Source organism: Segatella copri (genome assembly GCF_026015465.1).
GTDB classification, from domain to species: domain Bacteria; phylum Bacteroidota; class Bacteroidia; order Bacteroidales; family Bacteroidaceae; genus Prevotella; species Prevotella copri_E.
On sequence record NZ_JAPDUQ010000001.1, the window covers coordinates 266,865 to 285,285 of the forward strand.

The following is an 18,421-nucleotide window of genomic DNA, read 5'->3' on the forward strand; positions in this document are numbered from 1 at the left end:
TACCTTGCAGAAGAGAAACGACAATTTAAACTTCAAATATAATTCTATCTTACTTAGCGTAAGCTACACTACGAGTCTCACGAATCACAGTAATCTTAACCTGACCAGGATAAGTCATCTCATTCTGAATCTTGGTTGCGATTTCATCAGAAAGTTTGATGCTCTCTTCATCGTTCATCTTATCCGCACCAACGATGACACGGAGTTCACGACCTGCCTGGATAGCGTAAGTCTTGGTTACGCCAGGATAACTCATTGCGATAGCTTCGAGATCATTCAAACGCTTGATATAAGCCTCTACAATCTCACGACGGGCACCAGGACGAGCACCAGAGATAGCATCACAAACCTGTACGATGGGAGCCAATAATGTGTTCATCTCCATCTCATCATGGTGAGCACCGATGGCATTGCAGATATCAGGTTTTTCCTTATACTTCTCAGCAATCTTGGCACCATACAATGCGTGTGGCAATTCACTCTCCTCATCAGGCACCTTACCAATATCGTGCAAAAGACCGGCACGCTTAGCCTTCTTAGGATTCAATCCCAATTCAGAAGCCATAACCGCACAGAGGTTAGCGGTTTCACGGGCATGCTGCAAGAGGTTCTGACCGTAAGAAGAACGGTACTTCATCTTACCGATGATACGAATCAACTCTGGGTGCAGACCATGAATACCGAGGTCGATAGCTGTACGCTTACCAGTTTCGATAATTTCATTATCCAACTGTTTCTTCACCTTGGCTACCACCTCCTCAATACGGGCTGGGTGGATACGTCCGTCAGCAACCAACTGATGGAGAGCCAGACGGCAAACCTCACGACGAACAGGGTCGAAGGCTGAAATAACGATTGCCTCTGGAGTATCATCTACTACGATTTCTACACCAGTTGCAGCTTCCAAGGCACGGATGTTGCGGCCTTCACGACCGATAATACGTCCCTTCACCTCATCATTATCGATATGGAAAACGCTAACAGAGTTCTCAATGGCTGTTTCTGTAGCAACACGCTGGATTGTCTGAATCACAATCTTCTTAGCCTGCTGGTTAGCATTGAGTTTGGCATCATCCATAATTTCGTTCACATAGCTTGCAGCATCGAGTTTAGCCTGATCTTTCAGACTCTCAATCAATCTCTGCTTAGCCTCTTCAGCACTCAGACCAGAAAGTTCTTCCAGTTTAGCCTGCTCCTGTTTCTGCATCTTATCAAGTTCCTGCTGCTTGACAGACAAGAGTTTCTTCTCGTTGTCAACACGCTGCTGATACTGATCAATCTCCATCTTGCGTCGACCGAGGTCTTCCTGACGCTGATTGAGAGAAATCTCGCGCTGCTTCAACTTATTCTCATTCTGCTGGATGCGAGAATTACGCTGCTGCACTTCTTTTTCGAGTTCCGCCTTCTTGTTGAGGAATTTCTCCTTCACTTCCAAAAGCTTCTTCTCTTTTACTACTTCTGCCTCTTTGTTGGCAGCTTCTATCATTTCATTATATTTTCCCTTAATGACATAACGGAAAATGAAATACCCAGCAGCACCGCCGATAACAAGCGCCACCAAGGCTGCTATAATAGTTACTATCATTATATTATATATATGTTTATTAATATTCTTATTTCAAAGCGTCTTCAATCTCGGAGGTAAGCTTCTCAAGAATATCATCATAAGGTTTCGTATCATTCCGATCCGATTCCTTCTCATATCTCAATGCCACATCAATGAGCGCCATATACAGGATTTCCTTATCGCTCTTTCTGCCTTTGAAAATCTTGGTATATGAGTTTACAATATCATCTATCAGCTTAGCTGATTTACGATAATACTCCTCGTCTTCCCTAGGTATTCTTACCGAAAGATCTGTATCATAGACGTGTAATCGTATGAGTAATTTATCTTGTTCTTGTTCTGCCATCGTTCCGATTTTTACTTTTCACCCAATAGTGTGATACACTTATTGACATCTCTTATGAGCTTGGCGATGCGCTTCTGAGTAGCTTCCATATCATTGTCAGAAATCGTCATCATCTTCGCCATCTTCAAGCTGTCGTAATCACTCTGCGCTTGAGCCAACTTTTCCTCCAATGCCTTGATTTTGGCATCGCGCTCATCCACCTTCGCATAGAGTTCAGCATTCTCCTGCTTGACCTCGTCAAACTTGAGAATCATCTGCCTTACTCTTGTGGCAAACGTATTGATTGTTTTCTCATTTGCACTCATGACTATTATTTTTTGGCTACAAATTTAAGAGAATTATTTGAATAAAACAAATATTCTGCTATTTTTTTTCATTTTGGGTGCAACATTTGTTACTTTCCCATCTTCTGCTTTGCCTTTTCTACGTCTTCATCTGATGGACGTGGCTCTTTTTTGGCAAGCATCAATACCTGGAAGGTAAAGTCGGTTACCCATTGCTGGCTGAACGCCAAGCGCTTGTTGAACTGGCGTAACTGGAGCACGGTTTTCAGCACACTGGCATCAGAGAAATCGTTCTTAGTGAAGATATCTTCTACAGTTTTAGCAGTCAGCTTGTAAAGTGAATTCTTCATGAAGCTAGGCAAACGGAGCTTAAACTTCATCAAGTTGCCCATCAGCATCATCAGATCCTGCGTAAAGTTCTGGAACTGGATGAGATATACGTTTACATCCTGCAGTTTGTGGCAGTTCTTACGGATACTGGAATCTATTTCCTTGAAGAAGGCATCATCCGTATCATAGATATTCTTCATCATTTTCTTCACCTGTGCCTTTTCGCCAATACCCAGACGGTTGTTGACCGTCGGAACATGCAGACTTGTCTTGAAGACACGCAAGTCTGGCAACATGGCCAAATTGGTAATACCTAACTGAGAAGCAAGTGCTGCCTGAAAGTATACACGGACCAAGGTCATGTAATCTTCCATTCCACCTACCTTTTTATCGTCGTCCTTACGACCGAATAGTTTAGCAAAAATTCCCATTCCTTTATTATTTTATTATCTATATCTATTTAAATTGTTCTGCAAAAATACAATAAAATCAGTAAATACCCAAATCAAAGCGACGTTTTTTATATAAAAAGGTGCTTTTTTATCAAAAAATGCATTTTTATGGCTTATGATTTCACTCATTCAACTTTTTTTAGTAACTTTGCCGCGTTTTTAAGATAAGACTATTCAACTTTATTATATTAGAAATAGAGAAGATATGAAAGGAATCGTATTAGCGGGAGGTTCGGGTACAAGACTTTACCCTATTACCAAAGGTATCAGTAAGCAATTGATACCAATTTTTGATAAGCCAATGATATACTACCCTGTTTCCGTGCTAATGTTGGCAGGAATCAAGGAGATTTTGATTATATCTACCCCATTCGACTTGCCTGGTTTCAAACGTCTGTTAGGCGACGGCAGCGAATTGGGTGTACACTTCGAATATGCAGAACAGCCATCACCCGATGGTCTGGCTCAAGCCTTCATCATTGGCGAGAAGTTTATCGGTAATGATACAGTCTGTCTGGTTTTGGGTGACAACATTTTCTATGGAGCCGGTTTTACGGGTTTACTCAAGGAAAGCGTAAAAGCTGCAGAAGAAGGACTGGCAAGCGTATTTGGCTATTATGTCAACGATCCGGAAAGATATGGTGTGGCAGAGTTTGATGAAAACGGCAACTGCCTGAGCATAGAAGAAAAACCGGAAATGCCTAAGAGCAACTATGCGGTTGTAGGACTCTATTTCTATCCAAACAGCGTGGTGCATGTGGCTAAAAGCATCAAGCCTAGCGCAAGAGGTGAGCTGGAAATAACAACTGTAAACCAGCACTATCTGACAGAAAAGACTCTGAAGGTAAGAACCTTACAGCGCGGTTTCGCCTGGCTAGACACCGGTACCCACGATAGCCTTTCGGAAGCCAGTACCTTTATAGAAGTCATCGAAAAGAGACAGGGTCTGAAAGTGGCATGTCTGGAAGAAATCGCATTCAAACAAGGATGGATAGACAAAGAACAGTTGCTGAAACTTGCCCAACCGATGCTCAAAAACGGTTATGGACAGTATCTGAAAGAACTAGCGGCAAGCAGATAGCACAGATTCTATCATTTATCTTATACGAATATAAAAAAGGTGTAAACACAATAGAATATAAAATAATGGAAGAAACAAAGAACTTTGATTTGGGACGTGATCAAGAGCAGGAAGAGAAGTCATCTATTGACTTCCAGCTGATTTATTCTACTCTTATCCTCAACTGGAAATGGTTCGTTCTATCACTCATTGTATGTTTGGGATTGGGATATCTCTACATACGCCATGCAAGACCGCAATACCAGGCAACCGCTAAGGTACTGATAAAGGATGACGACCAGAGAAAGAACAGAGGAATGGGTAACAGCATGATTCAAAATGCTGCAAACCTCGGTTTTATTTCAAACTCAAACGGTATAGACAATGAGATTGAAATTCTTTCGGCTCAAGACTTGGCTAACCAGGCTGTAGTAGACATGAAATGCTACGTGAACTATTACCATAAAGGAACCTTCAGGGATCAGTTAGTCTACAAAGAGCAGGAGGTCAGCGTTGACTTAGACCTGGCTCATCTCAAGAAGCTGAATGCTCCTATCAAGCTTCTTATAGAGAAAACTGGCAGCCAGTATCAGGTTACAGGTTCATACTACATACCTGTAGATGCCTTTTCCTATCAGAAGGATCCTGTAAAGATTGAAAAGACTTTAGCTGGTCTGCCAGCAAGCATCAATACACGTGTAGGAACCCTCCACTTCACTCAGAACGGCAAATACGTATTAAAAGACGGTGAGAGCCTGAAGGTGATTATCGTGTCACCAGAAATGGCGGCTAAGGGCTATACAAAAGCACTGACTGTCAGCCAGACTTCAAAGACTACAACCATAGCCGAACTGGTGATGAAAGATGAAGATCCTCAGCGCAGCATCGACTATCTGAGAACTCTGGTAAATGTTTATAACCGCCAGGCCAACGAGGACAAGAATGAAATTTCTTTCCGCACAGAACAGTTCATCAACCAGCGTCTGGAGAAGATCAACAACGAACTGGGCAATACAGAAGGCCAGCTCGAAAGCTACAAGAAGCGTAACAATGTTGTAGAGATGAAGCTCAACGCAACAGCTGCCATCGCTAACTCAGACACATACGCCCAGAAACTCCAGGAGGCTAACACACAGGTTGAACTTCTGAATGAACTTGGCAAATACATGAACGAACCTGGCAACAGATATCAGCCTATCCCATCAAACGTAGGTCTGACTGATGAAAGTTCAACAGAGTTGATTAACGAATACAACAAGATAGCTCTGAACCGCAACCAGATGTTGCATTCTGCCAGTGAGAATTCTCCAACCGTTACACCATTATCAGCCCAGTTGGATGACCTTACAAAATCTATCAAGCGTGCCATGCGCCAGGCTAAGCTGGGTATGGAAATCCAGCGTAACAGCATTGCCAAACAAGCTGCCATGTATGCCAGCCAGATAGGTAACTCGCCAGAGCAAGAGCGAGTTCTCACACAGATTGGTCGCCAGCAGGAAGTAAAATCTGGTCTTTACCTGATGCTTCTTCAGAAACGTGAGGAAAACTCCATTTCGTTAGCAGCAACGGCAGACAAGGGTAAAGTTATCGATGCTCCTTCATTGGAAGGAAAGGTTAGTCCTAAGAATCCTATCATTATGCTGATAGCACTGGTACTGGGTATTGCAATCCCTGCCGGCATCCTCTTCCTGAGAGAATTCTTCAAGTACAAGATTGAGGGACATGAAGACGTGATGAAACTCACTCAGATACCTGTCATTGCCGATATTCCTGTAGCAAGCGACGCTGCCAAGAAGGAAGGAAAGGCTGACATTGTGGTTCACCAGAATGTAAACAACCTGATGGAGGAGATTTTCCGTGGCCTGCGTACCAATATTCAGTTTATGCTGAAAGAAGATGAGAAGGTTATGATGTTTACCTCTTCTACATCAGGTGAAGGTAAAACATTCGTGGCATCCAATATAGGTATCTCGCTCGCCTTGCTGGGCAAGAAGGTTATCATGGTAGGTCTGGATATCCGCAAGCCACGTCTGGCAGAGCTCTTCGAGATTGACAACCACCATAATGGTATCACCAATCTGATTGTACACGACCATAATACATGGGATGACATTCAGAAACAGATTCTCTCTTCGGGTGTCAACAGTAAACTCGATCTCCTTATGGCTGGTCCTGTTCCTCCTAACCCAGGAGAGTTAGTTACCAGAGCAAGCCTTGACGACATTATCAGTCAGTTGAAGGAACATTACGACTATGTTATCCTCGATACGGCTCCTGTAGGTCTTGTAAACGACAGTTTGCAGCTTGGACGTCTGGCTAATCTCTGTGTATACGTCTGCCGCGCAGATTATACTCCAAAGGCTAGTTTCGGCATGATCAATGGTTTGAAAGCCGAGAATAAATTGCCTAACATGTGCTTAGTACTCAATGGTGTCGACCTCTCTAAGAAGAAGCACAGCTTCTATTATGGTGTTGGTAAGTACGGCAAATATGGAAAATATGGCAACTATGGGTCATATGGGTCATATGGCAAATATGGCAAATATGGAACTTACGGCCAGTATGGCAGCTATGGCAACTATAGCAACAGCCACTATGGCAATGCCAACGACAACAGTATCAAAAAGTAATCAAGAACATACATACAACAAAGAAAAGAGTCTTTCTATGCAGATAGGAAGACTCTTTTAGATTTTAAAAACATTAAGACTATATGGCAACAATTGCAGTAGATTTTGATGGTACAATCGTAACCCACGAGTACCCGAAGATTGGTACAGAGCTACCTTTCGCCACAGAAACATTAAAGATGTTGATTAGAGACCACCACAAGCTTATTCTATGGAGCGTACGCGAAGGAAAGCTCCTGGACGAGGCAGTAGAATGGTGTAGAGAAAGAGGAGTTGAATTCTGGGCTGTAAACAAGGATTATCCTGAAGAGAGTCTGGAGAACAACAATCACTTCTCCCGCAAGCTCAAAGCCGACTGGTTCATTGACGACCGAGGTATCGGCGGTTTGCCTGATTGGGGGGAGATTTATCAGATTATCACCAACCATACCAGTTATCGCAGAGTACTGAAACAGAAGTTCGGTGAACAGCAGGAAGCTCCTAAAAAGAAACATTGGTGGAGCCGCAGATAACAGATAAAGAAGATATTTCTCCAAAAGATATCATAATAGATACAATAAAAGATATCCCAATAAATAAAAAAGGTGTATTGCTCATTGGCAATACACCTTTTTTATTTATTGGAATGAATTTACTATTCTGAATTAGAAGAACAAGTAGCGGTTATCAACTACATGAGCGTTCAGATAAAGCTCGTTCATGAAGTTACCTGCATACTGCATAGCCTTCTGGCGGCACTTCTGCTCGTATGTCTTGTCATCGAACTTAACAGGACGGTTAGTCTTGTTAGTAACCTGGAAGAGATAAACACCAGCGTTACCCTTCACAACATGAGCAGAGAAAGCACCCTTCTTAGTACCTGCAACAGCACCAGAGAGAGCTGGCTCGCTAGCGCCAGTAGCTGCGATGAATACAGGAGCAGCGAAAGTAATCTGGTTTACAGAAGAAACCTTACCACCCTTAGCCTTAGCAGCTGCGATGTTCTTAACACCATTCAACTTAGCCTCAATCATCTCAGCCTTCTTATCCTTGAGCACCTCTGCCTTAACAGTCTCCCTGACAACTGCATCATTCAAATCACGATAACCGATATGATGAATCTTATCAAGAACCACAACCAACAGGTGGTTGTTGTCACCACACTCATAGAGAGGTGAAATCTCACCCTCCTTACTATCGAAGATCCACTTCAAAGCCTCGCGAGTAGAATGGATGTTTGCTACATAGTGAACAGAAGTTGTAATATCCTTCAAGTCCTGAACCTTGTAACCTTCCTTAGCTGCATTCTTCAAGAGATCCTCTGACTTAGGATTAGCACTTACGAAACTAGAGAACTTGTTGTAAGCTGTACGGTAAGTACCCTGAGAGAAGTCGATAGGCTTCTTGATAACGGCAGCAGTATACTTGCTGACCATTGCCTTGCGGTCAAGAACCTGAAGAACTACATATCCCTGACCCAACTGAAGCTGGTTCAAAGAGTTAACTGCTGCAGTATTCAATGTATTGATGAATGTCTTGTTGTCCTTATCCATAGACTGGGCATACTCATACTGCTTAGTAGTCATCCAAGCCTTGTCACCAGTCTGGCCATACTTCTTAGCAATAGCCTCGAAATCAGCACCACCGGCAATAGCGCCCTGAATAGAATCTGCCTTAGTCTTAGCCTCAGCTACTGAGTTAGCAGCAACCTGAATAACACGATACTGTACTGAATCAGGCAATTCCTGCTTAGCTACCAACTTAACGATGTTCAATGTATTGTCACCGGCATTAGCCTTTACAGCAGAAGTAGAACCTACAGCCATAGAATCAAGCTGAGCAGAGATATCACGTGGGAAAGCATCCTTTGAAACAGGAATACCAAGATATGCTACAGTAGAAGCTGACTTACGTACAACCTCTGTAGGATCTGCAGCAGCAGCCAACTGTGAGTGATAACCTGCAAATTCCTTGTTAAGAGCAGCACGGTCTGCATTTGAAGCCTGAACCTCGATATCAACGAACTTGATGTCACGGCTCTCAACAGGCTGCTTGAAGCGTGCCTTGATCTCATCATACTTAGCCTTCAAATCGCTTTCAGAAATCTTTACCTTATCATCCTGGATGTCAGAGTAAGGGAAAGCAGCCAACTGAATCTGGCTCTCTTCATTCTCCTCCTTGAAAGCCATCTTAGCCTCTACAGGATTTGACAGGAAGCAACCGGCGAGAAGAGCCTGATACTTCTGAGCCAAAGTCTGCTGGCGGAGAGTCTTCTCGATGAATGACCAGTAGTTGTAAATCTTGGTATACTGATCCATCATCTGTGCGTTAGCAGATGGGTTAGCCTTCTGTGCCTTGTAGTCTGCCAAGAACTTCTGGAGAGAAGATGCATCGAAACGACCTGTCTGCTGATTAACGAAAGGAGTCTGCTGAAGCATAGGGTTAGTACCTGTCTTCAAGATGTCCTGAAGTTCAGCGTCGGTTACTGTAAGACCCAACTTGCTAGCTTCCTTAGCGATAATCTGGTTCTGGATGTAGGTATTCCATACCATATCCTTCACCTGATTCATCTGCTCTTCAGGAAGATTTTCCTGACCCTGTTGCATTTTAATAACTTCTGAATACTCATCAACGAGCTTCTGGAAATCCTGCACGCTGATTTTTTCGCCCAAAACCTCACCAATCTGCTGGCGCTCATTATTCTTTGCTGAATCGCAAGAGCGGAAAGCTTCCTCGGCAATAAAGGCGAAAAGGCCGAAACTGATGATACAAACCAGTATCACGCCTCTTTTTCTAATTGTTCCTAATGCTGCCATTACGTTTTAATAATTATTATTATTATTTTTTCCTAAGTTTAGATTGAACCACTTTTAATGCTAGTAGCCAATTGTCTGCAAAAATACAAAAATAATACGAGAAAAGGGAATTTTTTGCTATTTTTTTTGACTATTACCTCAAAAAAAGCAAAAAAATCCCTTTTCCCGCTCAGCTATTTGATGATGTGGAGTTTAACAAGCTCTATTTTACGTGATGTTGACTTGATAATTTTGAACTCAAAGTTATCAAACTTAATCACTTCGTTATGTTTAGGAAAACTCTGATATTCATGTAATATCAAACCGCCTACAGTCATATATTCATCACTTTCCGGCAGTTCAAGACCAAACATATCGTTCACCTTGTCAATCTCCAATCGTGCAGAAAGGAGATAGTCACCATCATCGGTTTTCTTAGCTACATATTTGGCTGAATCGTGCTCATCTTCTATGTCACCGAAGATTTCCTCCACGATATCTTCCAGACTGACCAAACCGCTGGTACCGCCAAACTCATCAACAACGATACCTAAAGACTTCTTCTGCTGCAAAAAAGTCTGCATCAGTTTCTGCGCCTGCATCGTTTCCGGCACAAAAGGAAGTGTACGGATATGATCCTGCCAACGTGAAGGATGGTGGAAGAGTTCGGAACTGTGAATATATCCCGCAATATGGTCTATATCCTCTTCATATACAATGATTTTCGAATTACCGCTCTCGATGAATTTCTGCTGCAGTTCTTCGAGAGAAGTATCCATTTCAACTGCCTGAATCTCCGTACGGGGCACCATACAGTCGCGTACTTTAGTATCAGAGAAATCAAGGGCATTCTGAAAAATCTTCACCTCGTCATTAATTTCATCTTCATTGGTAGCATTATCGATACTTGACTGCACAAGATAATCAAGGTCTACCTTAGAAAAGCCTTCATCTGTCCCCTCTGCATCCATCTTCATACCCACCAGACGCAACAGACACCTACTCAAGAAAGTACTGAATTTACTGATAGGCCACAATATCACATAGCACAGATAAGCTATCGGACTGAAGATAGAAAGCAAGCGGTTCGGGTTAGACTTGAAAAACGTCTTTGGCAGAAACTCACCTGTAAAGAGTACTATCAACGTAGACAGAATGGTATCTGCAGGCACCGTAAAGGCAGCATCAAAACCTGCGAAAATCGTATTGTCGAAAAGACGAGCTATCAGGATACCATAAACTACAAGGGCTATATTGTTGCCCACGAGCATGGTACTGACAAAGCCATTCGGATAATTATAAAACAAAGATAACAGTCGTTGCGTAAGGCCGTTTTTCTCCTTATCCATCTCCGCCAACATACGGTTGGAAGAGACGAAGGCAATCTCCATTCCGCTGAAGAATGCTGAGAAGACCATAGTAATGAGAATGCCTACGACTAAACTCATATCCACCTGTTCATTCATTATATCTTTTTCTTTTTAATTAGTGCAGGATAGGAATCGTAGTGGCTCTGACAGGTGTAGCCGGCTGACGGAAGTTATTCTTGACAGAATCAGGCTGGCTGCTCAAAGTATCGGCAGCACCACCACCTCCTGTCAGGTCTCCCTTTTCAAAGCTACCCTTCGAATTGCTCACATAATAGCGTGTCATCTTTTCATCACTCCAGAAATGAGAACCCTGAAGCGTTCTTTCCGGAGTAACAAGTTTGCTGAACACGTTACTTGACAATTCGTGCTTATTCTGGTCCCAGGTAAGTTGCTCACTATTGAAGCGCAAACCATCTTTGGTCAGGATGCTCACCCTACCATAAAGCTTCCATATCTTCTGCTGATCATAATAATAAGCTGTATCACACTGGATATAACTATTAATATGGAATTTCTCATCAAACTGCTCCAGCAAAAGTCCCTTATCAAAGATCCACAAAGATGGATTCTTGCTGGTATTCACCTCCCACCGTTCTGTTACGATGCGATATTTCATAACTCCCGAGTCGCTTACCAATGTATTTACACCATACGACGTCATCATCGCCACCGAGTCTTGCGGACGGATGGCGGGCGCAGTATGTTCTACCTGGTTCTGGCAACCAGCCAAAATCAGGAACATCAGGATACCGACAACATAAGAGCCTTTTATTCTATACATTATTATATAGAGATTCTATACATTATTATATAAGCGGAAGATTAATCCATCTTCCACTTCTTAAACCAATCCTCGTTGAATGTGAATCCGATATTGATACGGAAAGAATTTTCCTTAATCAGATCCTTAGCTGAACTCTTCACCCACTGACCGCTGATATTCAGCATAGAGCGGTTGTTGTAAGCGTTCATGATAGGAATACCGAAACCAGCACTCACGGAGATTTCCTTCGGACCATCAACACCATTCATCTTAAAATAAGGTGTGGCATAGCTGGCACCTACACGATACTGAACACGCTTGAAGAAAGCACGGCTACGCTCTCCATAGCAATACTGGGCACCAAGATTAAACTTGCTTCTATCTTTGTAGATGCCATCCTGCAAAGTGTAATTGGTACCATCAAAACTAGGATAACCCAAGCTACCCCACTTCTGCAGACTGTAATCAAAGCCTACCTTCCACTGGTTGTTATGATTCCACATCACACCCGCACCAATCATGGTAGGCAACTTATAAGCCTTGTCAATAGAGTAAGCAGTGGTATCGGTAACACCATTCTGAGTATCATTAGAAATGATATTCATATCAGCAGAAGCCCCCAGACCATGTCCTGGCGAGAAGGTGACACCCACGGTAGCCCAATCTTTCTTTGAGAACTGATGGGTATACTGTACACCGAAATCAACCTTATAGCTGTTCACCTGCATAGAATAGTAACGGGTGAGGGTCTTGTAATAAGAATTGCTGTAGCTGTTTGATACACTTCTGTCTATACTACCCCAGAGATATGAGAAGTTGGCACCTACGGACAAGCCCTTGAGCGGTTCCCAACCCGCACCGATATATGCCTGATGCAAACCACCATCGCCGGAATAAGTATTAGTATAGTAAGCTTCCTTGTCAGCATTCACCCATTCTGATGCAGAATAATTATAGCCAACATTGGTAAAAGGAATGATACCGAAGCTCATACCTACATGTGGCAGCAAGCGGAAGCCTGCAACAACATACTCAAAATTTGAGTTGTTGGCATTCTTCTTCACACCATTCTCTTCAAAATTTGTCACCTGACCAGAGATACCGGCATCAAGGATGAAAGTCATCGAATCAATCGAAGCATAAGATGCAGGGTTGAGATAGTTCACCTGATTATGCTCATGAAAGCCAAGACCGACTCCATTCATACCGCGATTAAAACCAGAAGTCTGGTCCGACAAGATGCCAAGACCATACTGGCTGTATGGCGAATTAGTACCACTTTGGGCATTAACCATAAGGGCTGACCCCAACAATAGGGTTGCTAAAAAAAGCTTTCTCATTCTTTAATAATCATTCAAAATTATATTCAGAGTGCAAAAGTATTAAAAAAAATCTAGAAAAAAGAAGGATAATTGAAAATAATAAGGTATTTTTGCATCGTGAAACGTTTTAAGCATATTTTTAGTGCCATTTTAGCAGTAATTTTAATCAATTTAACTACTGAAGTGGCTGCGCAGGATTTTTCAAGAGACAAGGACTCTGATATTTCTGTGCAGAATAGTCGTGTCAACGAAGAAGCTACAGCGTGGCTCGATTCTGTTGACATCTCTCTCCTGACTTGCGGACCAGGTCAGGAGGTGTGGTCGTATTATGGACATACCGCTCTACGCATCCAGAACAAAGCTATGGGAACGGATGTTGCCGTAAACTGGGGTATGTTCAGTTTTAACCAAAGTTGCTTTGTACTCCGTTTTATTTTCGGACTTACCGATTATCAGATTGGTATCTACCCGATGAGCGACTTCATTGCCGAATATGCACATGAAGGCAGATGGGTAAGACAGCAGCGCCTCTGTCTCTCCCGTACAGAGAAACTGGGAATTCTGAGAAGCATCGACAAGAATGCACAGCCGGAGAACCGCGTATACCGCTACAATTTCTTCTATGACAATTGTACGACCCGGGCACGCGAGATGATTCTCTCCAACATTGGAAACCAGAGTACCAACTTTAAAGATACCCCTACTACTTCTACCTACAGGGAAGAGATTCACAAACTCAACGGACAGTACCGCTGGGCAAGATTCGGTAATGACCTTCTTTTGGGGTGTCAAGCAGACCGTCCTATCACACAAAGAGAATGGGAATTCTTGCCAGACAATCTGAGCAAAGACTTTGCCACAGAAGGAAGAACCGACTTTATTGATGCATCTCAGACTGCAGACGGCAAGACCAATGCAACAAGTGCCAGCGGCTATATCACTCTGGTAGATGAAACATCCGATATTATCCCTGCCCAGGCACAAATAACAGACGATGCTCCTGTCACACCACAAATGATAGCCATAGCCCTGGCAATCATCATCATAGGAACAACGGTAAGAGAATGTATAAAAAAGAAAAACTACTGGTGGTTTGATGCCATCCTGCTTGTTCTAACAGGATTACCGGGACTGATTCTCTTTGCCATGATCTTCTCGCAGCATCCTACCGTACAGGTAAATTTCCAGATTCTGATACTGAATCCGCTCAACCTCATCTTCGCCTGGAAGACGGTCAAGAGGATGAAAGCAGGTCATCTGTATTGGTATTACGAACTCCTGGGATGGCTTCTGCTCATAGCCCTGTTCTTACAGATATGGCAGAACTATGCTGAGGGTATGAGTATTTTGGCACTTTCTTTGCTAGCGAGATACTGCATCAAGTCGACCATGATGGATTTAAGTCCAAACAATTATGGTTTGCAGAAGCATATCGTAAAGAAATTCAGAAAGAATAAATAGACATTAAAATATACGTAAGGAAACGATTGGCACAACATCGTTTCCGAACAGAAGAAGATAAACAACAATGATGGTAAACAGATATATCACAGCCCTTTTGGTTGTCCTGGCGGCAACCGGCATGGAGGCGCAGACTTATCAGCAGGCGCTGAAGTTTGCGCTTACGGATATATCCTACGATGAATTCATCCAGCAACCGGAGGCGAAGGCATTGGAGGAGGACATTCTCTGCGTGCTCAAAGCCATCAAAGCGGCTTCAGAAGATGAAAGCCTCGCAGCGCATCATCCTACTTTGTCGACAATACTAGCCTCCACTTCTTCTGACATTCTGACAGACATTCATTCACATATTTATTATGAATCCCCTACGGAGCACAGACACAAAGTTCCGTATGGGAGTATCGTTATTCGAGGTCCAGACTGCTGATTTTGTGCTTTCCGTAAGCTAAACTCAGAAGATTTGCTATAAAAACAGGTAATAATTGGCAATTCCTTGCAGATTTACGGATATTTTTAGTAAATTTGCAAGCTAGTAATAAACAACAGGAGATTTTACTCCAAAACATCATCGAATAATAATAAAAAATAAATATACAATGAACTTTAACAAAATTCTCCAGTCATTGTTTGGCAACAAGTCAACACGAGATATGAAGTTGATTCAGCCAATCGTAGAAAAGATCAAGGCAGAGTATCCTAAGATGCAGGCCTTAAGCAATGACGAACTTCGTGCAAAAACAAAAGAACTTCAGAAGTACGTACAGGAGTACGCCAAGGAAGAGAAGGCTAAGATTGCTGAACTCAAGGCTAAAATCGAAGATACTCCTATTGATGAGCGTGAAGGTATCTTCAATCAGATTGATAAATTGGAGCAGGAAGCACTCGATAAGTATGAGGTAGCCCTCAACGAGGTTTTGCCTCAGGTTTTCGCTATCGTTAAGGATACTGCTCGCCGTTTCGCTGAGAACGAGGAAACAATAGTTACTGCTACCGACTTCGACCGCGAGTTGGCTTCTAATCCAGCTAACGACTTCGTTACCATCGATGGCGACAAGGCTATCTATCACAACCACTGGACAGCCGGCGGTAATGATATGAAGTGGGAAATGATCCACTATGATGTACAGCTCTTCGGTGGTGTTGTTCTCCATCAGGGTAAGATTGCCGAGATGGCTACCGGTGAGGGTAAGACCCTTGTAGGTACAACTCCTATCTTCCTGAACGCCCTCACAGGCAATGGTGTTCACGTCGTAACCGTGAACGACTACTTGGCTAAGCGTGACTCTGAGTGGATGGGACCTCTCTATATGTTCCATGGTCTCTCTGTAGATTGTATCGACAAGCACCGTCCTAATTCCGACGAGCGTCGCAAGGCATACCTGGCAGATATCACCTTCGGTACCAACAACGAGTTTGGTTTCGATTATCTTCGTGATAACATGGCTACCAACCCAGCCGACCTGGTACAGCGCCAGCACAACTACGCCATCGTCGATGAGGTCGACTCTGTGTTGATTGATGACGCCCGTACCCCATTGATAATCTCCGGTCCTATTCCAAAGGGCGATGACCAGATGTTCGAGCAGTATCAGCCATTGGTTGAGAAACTTTACGAGGTACAGCGCAAGCAGGCTACAGAATTGCTCGCCGAGGCTAAGCAGAAGATTACCGAAGGTACAAAGGCAAAGAATCAGGAACTCCTTGACGAAGGTTTCCTCGCACTCTTCCGTTCTTACAAGGCATTGCCTAAGAACAAGCCATTGATCAAGTACCTTTCTGAGGAAGGTATCAAGGCAGGTCTGCTGAAGACTGAGGAGTACTACATGGCAAACAACAACCGTGAGATGCCTAAGGCTACAGAGCCATTGTACTTCGTAGTAGACGAGAAACTGAATTCTGCCGACCTTACCGATAAGGGTACAGACTGGTTGGCTAAGCAGGTAAACGACAAGGAACTCTTCGTATTGCCTGATATCACAACTGAGATGAGCGGACTCGAGGCTCGTACAGACCTTTCAGACCAGGAGCGTCTTGACAAGAAAGACGAGATGTTGGCTCACTATGGTGTACAGAGCGAGCGAGTACACACCTTGCAGCAGCTCTTGAAAGCATACACCATGTTTAATAACAACGACGAGTATGTCGTGATGGACGGACAGGTGAAGATTGTGGATGAGCAGACAGGACGTATCATGGAAGGCCGTCGCTGGAGCGATGGTTTGCACCAGGCTATTGAGGCTAAGGAGCATGTAAAGGTAGAGGCTGCTACACAGACCTTTGCTACCATCACACTCCAGAACTACTTCCGTATGTACCACAAACTCGCAGGTATGACCGGTACTGCAAGTACAGAATCAGGTGAGTTCTGGGATATCTACAAACTCGATGTTGTTGAGATTCCAACCAACCGCCCTATCCAGCGTAAGGACTTGGATGACCGTGTATACAAGACAGCCCGCGAGAAGTATCGTGCAGTTATCGACGAAATCGAGGAAACACGTAATGCTGGCCGCCCAGTCTTGGTAGGTACTACATCTGTCGAGATTTCTGAGTTGTTGAGCAAGATGTTGAAGATGCGCAACATTCCTCATAATGTATTGAACGCTAAGTTGCACCAGCAGGAGGCTCAGATTGTAGCCGAGGCAGGTCGCTCAGTTAACGGTAAGGGTGCCGTAACCATCGCTACCAACATGGCAGGTCGTGGTACCGATATCAAGCTGACTCCAGAGGTAAAGGCTGCAGGTGGTCTTGCCATCATCGGTACAGAACGTCATGAGAGCCGTCGTGTAGACCGTCAGCTCCGTGGTCGTGCCGGTCGTCAGGGTGACCCAGGTTCTTCTGTATTCTATGTATCATTGGAGGATAAGCTGATGCGTCTGTTCGCTTCAGAGCGTATCGCCAAGGTAATGGACCGTCTCGGTTTCGAGGATGGCGAGCGTATCGAGAGCCCAATGATCAGCAAGAGCATCGAGCGTGCTCAGCGCAAGGTTGAGGAAAACAACTTCGGTATCCGTAAACACCTCTTGGAGTATGATGACGTGATGAATCGTCAGCGTACCGTTATCTACGAGAAGCGTCGCCACGCCCTCATGGGTGAGCGTATCGGTATGGATATTGCCAATATCATCTGGGACCGCGTATTGAACATCGTTAACAACAACGACTTCTTCGGTGCCAAGGAAGAGTTCCTGAAAGTTCTCGCTATGGAGATTCCATTCAACGAGGATGAGTATGAGAACGGCAGACGTGAGGATTTGGCAGAGCGTGCTTTCCAGGAGGCTATGGCTACATTCAAGCGTAAGACAGACCGCATCCAGGCTACAGCTATGCCTATCATCAAGCAGGTATACGAAAACCAGGGTGCTATGTACGAGCGCATCATGGTGCCTATCACAGACGGCAAGCGCATGTACAATATTCCTTGCAACCTCAAGGAGGCATACGAGAGCGAGGCTAAGAACGTAGTGAAGGAATTTGAGAAGAACGTTGTTCTCCAGATTATCGATGACGACTGGAAGGAGAACCTCCGCAAGCTCGACGAACTGAAGCACTCTGTACAGAATGCAAGCTACGAGCAGAAGGATCCTCTCCTCATCTTCAAGTTGGAGAGTGCCAAGGTTTGGGATGCCATGATCAATGACATGTACGACCGTATTGCAAGTATACTGATGCGAGGTCAGATTCCAGTAATGGAGCAAGAGCAGCCAGTCCAGGAGGCAGCTCCTGAGCAGCGCACTCAGCAGAACTATGTTGAGAGCAAGGTTGATTTGGATGCAGAGCGTGAGGCCCAGGAGGCAGCTGCTAACCAGGATACCCGAGAGGGCGCACAGGTAAACCGCACTCCTTACCGTGCAGAACACATGCCACGTCCTAACGACCCATGTCCATGCGGAAGCGGCAAGAAGTTTAAGAACTGCCACGGCAGAAACCTGTAATCACAGGAAATGATGATGTTCTTATATATATAATAAGGTATAAGAACATCAATCATCAGAAATAATGACAAGAATACCTAGATTTGATGATACTCTCATCATTTCTAGGTATTTTTTGTTATAAATA

General features: G+C 43.8%; 14 protein-coding genes. 6 read left to right on the top strand and 8 right to left on the bottom strand.

Annotated elements, in window-relative coordinates; translation table 11 throughout:
- Window positions 1–49: 49 nt before the first annotated feature.
- From rny to ONT08_RS01150, 4 genes are all read right to left on the bottom strand, one after another.
- Window positions 50–1,585, bottom strand: coding sequence for a ribonuclease Y (gene rny, locus ONT08_RS01135; protein WP_117586134.1), 1,536 nt, complete (start codon window positions 1,583–1,585; stop codon window positions 50–52).
- Window positions 1,586–1,613: 28 nt separating this feature from the next.
- Window positions 1,614–1,913 (bottom strand): cell division protein ZapA, encoded by a 300-nt coding sequence (locus ONT08_RS01140; protein WP_022120985.1) that lies wholly within the window; start codon window positions 1,911–1,913, stop codon window positions 1,614–1,616.
- Window positions 1,914–1,924: 11 nt separating this feature from the next.
- Window positions 1,925–2,218 (bottom strand): hypothetical protein, encoded by a 294-nt coding sequence (locus tag ONT08_RS01145; RefSeq protein ID WP_118200124.1) that lies wholly within the window; start codon window positions 2,216–2,218, stop codon window positions 1,925–1,927.
- A gap of 89 nt (window positions 2,219–2,307) precedes the next feature.
- Window positions 2,308–2,958 carry a hypothetical protein gene (locus ONT08_RS01150; RefSeq protein ID WP_006846432.1) on the bottom strand — a complete coding sequence of 217 codons (651 nt, stop codon included), beginning with the start codon at window positions 2,956–2,958 and terminating at the stop codon, window positions 2,308–2,310.
- 226 nt (window positions 2,959–3,184) lie between these two features.
- Between ONT08_RS01150 and rfbA the strand changes: the two genes are divergently transcribed.
- The 3 genes from rfbA to ONT08_RS01165 all read left to right on the top strand — a co-directional run bounded on the left by rfbA (window position 3,185) and on the right by ONT08_RS01165 (window position 7,181).
- On the top strand, window positions 3,185–4,060 hold the full coding sequence (gene rfbA, locus ONT08_RS01155) for a glucose-1-phosphate thymidylyltransferase RfbA (protein ID WP_117586136.1): 876 nt from the start codon (window positions 3,185–3,187) through the stop codon (window positions 4,058–4,060).
- A gap of 65 nt (window positions 4,061–4,125) precedes the next feature.
- Complete coding sequence (locus ONT08_RS01160; RefSeq protein WP_117586137.1) at window positions 4,126–6,669, top strand: GumC family protein; 2,544 nt, start codon at window positions 4,126–4,128, stop codon at window positions 6,667–6,669.
- Window positions 6,670–6,752: 83 nt separating this feature from the next.
- A complete protein-coding gene (locus ONT08_RS01165; RefSeq protein ID WP_118065617.1) occupies window positions 6,753–7,181 on the top strand; it encodes a BT0820 family HAD-type phosphatase in 429 nt (142 codons plus the stop codon).
- A gap of 132 nt (window positions 7,182–7,313) precedes the next feature.
- Here the strand turns inward: ONT08_RS01165 and ONT08_RS01170 are convergent, their stop codons facing one another.
- From ONT08_RS01170 to ONT08_RS01185, 4 genes are all read right to left on the bottom strand, one after another.
- The gene (locus ONT08_RS01170; protein WP_264958855.1) at window positions 7,314–9,464 is read right to left on the bottom strand and encodes a peptidylprolyl isomerase; all 2,151 of its coding nucleotides are present in this window, start codon (window positions 9,462–9,464) and stop codon (window positions 7,314–7,316) included.
- Between the two features lie 173 nt (window positions 9,465–9,637).
- Window positions 9,638–10,909 (bottom strand): hemolysin family protein, encoded by a 1,272-nt coding sequence (locus ONT08_RS01175; protein ID WP_264958857.1) that lies wholly within the window; start codon window positions 10,907–10,909, stop codon window positions 9,638–9,640.
- A gap of 19 nt (window positions 10,910–10,928) precedes the next feature.
- Window positions 10,929–11,594 carry an LPS export ABC transporter periplasmic protein LptC gene (gene lptC / locus ONT08_RS01180; RefSeq protein ID WP_181985837.1) on the bottom strand — a complete coding sequence of 222 codons (666 nt, stop codon included), beginning with the start codon at window positions 11,592–11,594 and terminating at the stop codon, window positions 10,929–10,931.
- Window positions 11,595–11,635: 41 nt separating this feature from the next.
- Window positions 11,636–12,916: a hypothetical protein gene (locus ONT08_RS01185; protein ID WP_117727114.1), complete on the bottom strand. Its 1,281-nt coding sequence runs from the start codon at window positions 12,914–12,916 to the stop codon at window positions 11,636–11,638.
- Window positions 12,917–13,081: 165 nt separating this feature from the next.
- On the opposite strand from ONT08_RS01185, the gene ONT08_RS01190 reads away from it, so the two are divergent.
- From ONT08_RS01190 to secA, 3 genes are all read left to right on the top strand, one after another.
- Window positions 13,082–14,359 carry an Lnb N-terminal periplasmic domain-containing protein gene (locus ONT08_RS01190; protein WP_254972889.1) on the top strand — a complete coding sequence of 426 codons (1,278 nt, stop codon included), beginning with the start codon at window positions 13,082–13,084 and terminating at the stop codon, window positions 14,357–14,359.
- Window positions 14,360–14,426: 67 nt separating this feature from the next.
- A complete protein-coding gene (locus tag ONT08_RS01195) occupies window positions 14,427–14,786 on the top strand; it encodes a hypothetical protein (RefSeq protein ID WP_254972887.1) in 360 nt (119 codons plus the stop codon).
- A 169-nt stretch (window positions 14,787–14,955) separates the two neighbouring features.
- Complete coding sequence (gene secA / locus ONT08_RS01200) at window positions 14,956–18,294, top strand: preprotein translocase subunit SecA (protein WP_264958861.1); 3,339 nt, start codon at window positions 14,956–14,958, stop codon at window positions 18,292–18,294.
- Window positions 18,295–18,421: the final 127 nt, after the last annotated feature.

Excerpts from the sequence above, each read along its gene's own strand:
- ONT08_RS01195 (WP_254972887.1), top strand. The coding sequence starts at position 14,427 with ATGATGGTAAACAGATATATCACAGCCCTTTTGGTTGTCCTGGCGGCA.
- ONT08_RS01185 (WP_117727114.1), bottom strand. The coding sequence starts at position 12,916 with ATGAGAAAGCTTTTTTTAGCAACCCTATTGTTGGGGTCAGCCCTTATG.
- ONT08_RS01165 (WP_118065617.1), top strand. The coding sequence starts at position 6,753 with ATGGCAACAATTGCAGTAGATTTTGATGGTACAATCGTAACCCACGAG.
- ONT08_RS01150 (WP_006846432.1), bottom strand. The coding sequence starts at position 2,958 with ATGGGAATTTTTGCTAAACTATTCGGTCGTAAGGACGACGATAAAAAG.
- ONT08_RS01175 (WP_264958857.1), bottom strand. The coding sequence starts at position 10,909 with ATGAATGAACAGGTGGATATGAGTTTAGTCGTAGGCATTCTCATTACT.
- lptC (WP_181985837.1), bottom strand. The coding sequence starts at position 11,594 with ATGTATAGAATAAAAGGCTCTTATGTTGTCGGTATCCTGATGTTCCTG.
- ONT08_RS01170 (WP_264958855.1), bottom strand. The coding sequence starts at position 9,464 with ATGGCAGCATTAGGAACAATTAGAAAAAGAGGCGTGATACTGGTTTGT.
- rny (WP_117586134.1), bottom strand. The coding sequence starts at position 1,585 with ATGATAGTAACTATTATAGCAGCCTTGGTGGCGCTTGTTATCGGCGGT.
- ONT08_RS01160 (WP_117586137.1), top strand. The coding sequence starts at position 4,126 with ATGGAAGAAACAAAGAACTTTGATTTGGGACGTGATCAAGAGCAGGAA.
- secA (WP_264958861.1), top strand. The coding sequence starts at position 14,956 with ATGAACTTTAACAAAATTCTCCAGTCATTGTTTGGCAACAAGTCAACA.
- rfbA (WP_117586136.1), top strand. The coding sequence starts at position 3,185 with ATGAAAGGAATCGTATTAGCGGGAGGTTCGGGTACAAGACTTTACCCT.
- ONT08_RS01145 (WP_118200124.1), bottom strand. The coding sequence starts at position 2,218 with ATGAGTGCAAATGAGAAAACAATCAATACGTTTGCCACAAGAGTAAGG.
- ONT08_RS01140 (WP_022120985.1), bottom strand. The coding sequence starts at position 1,913 with ATGGCAGAACAAGAACAAGATAAATTACTCATACGATTACACGTCTAT.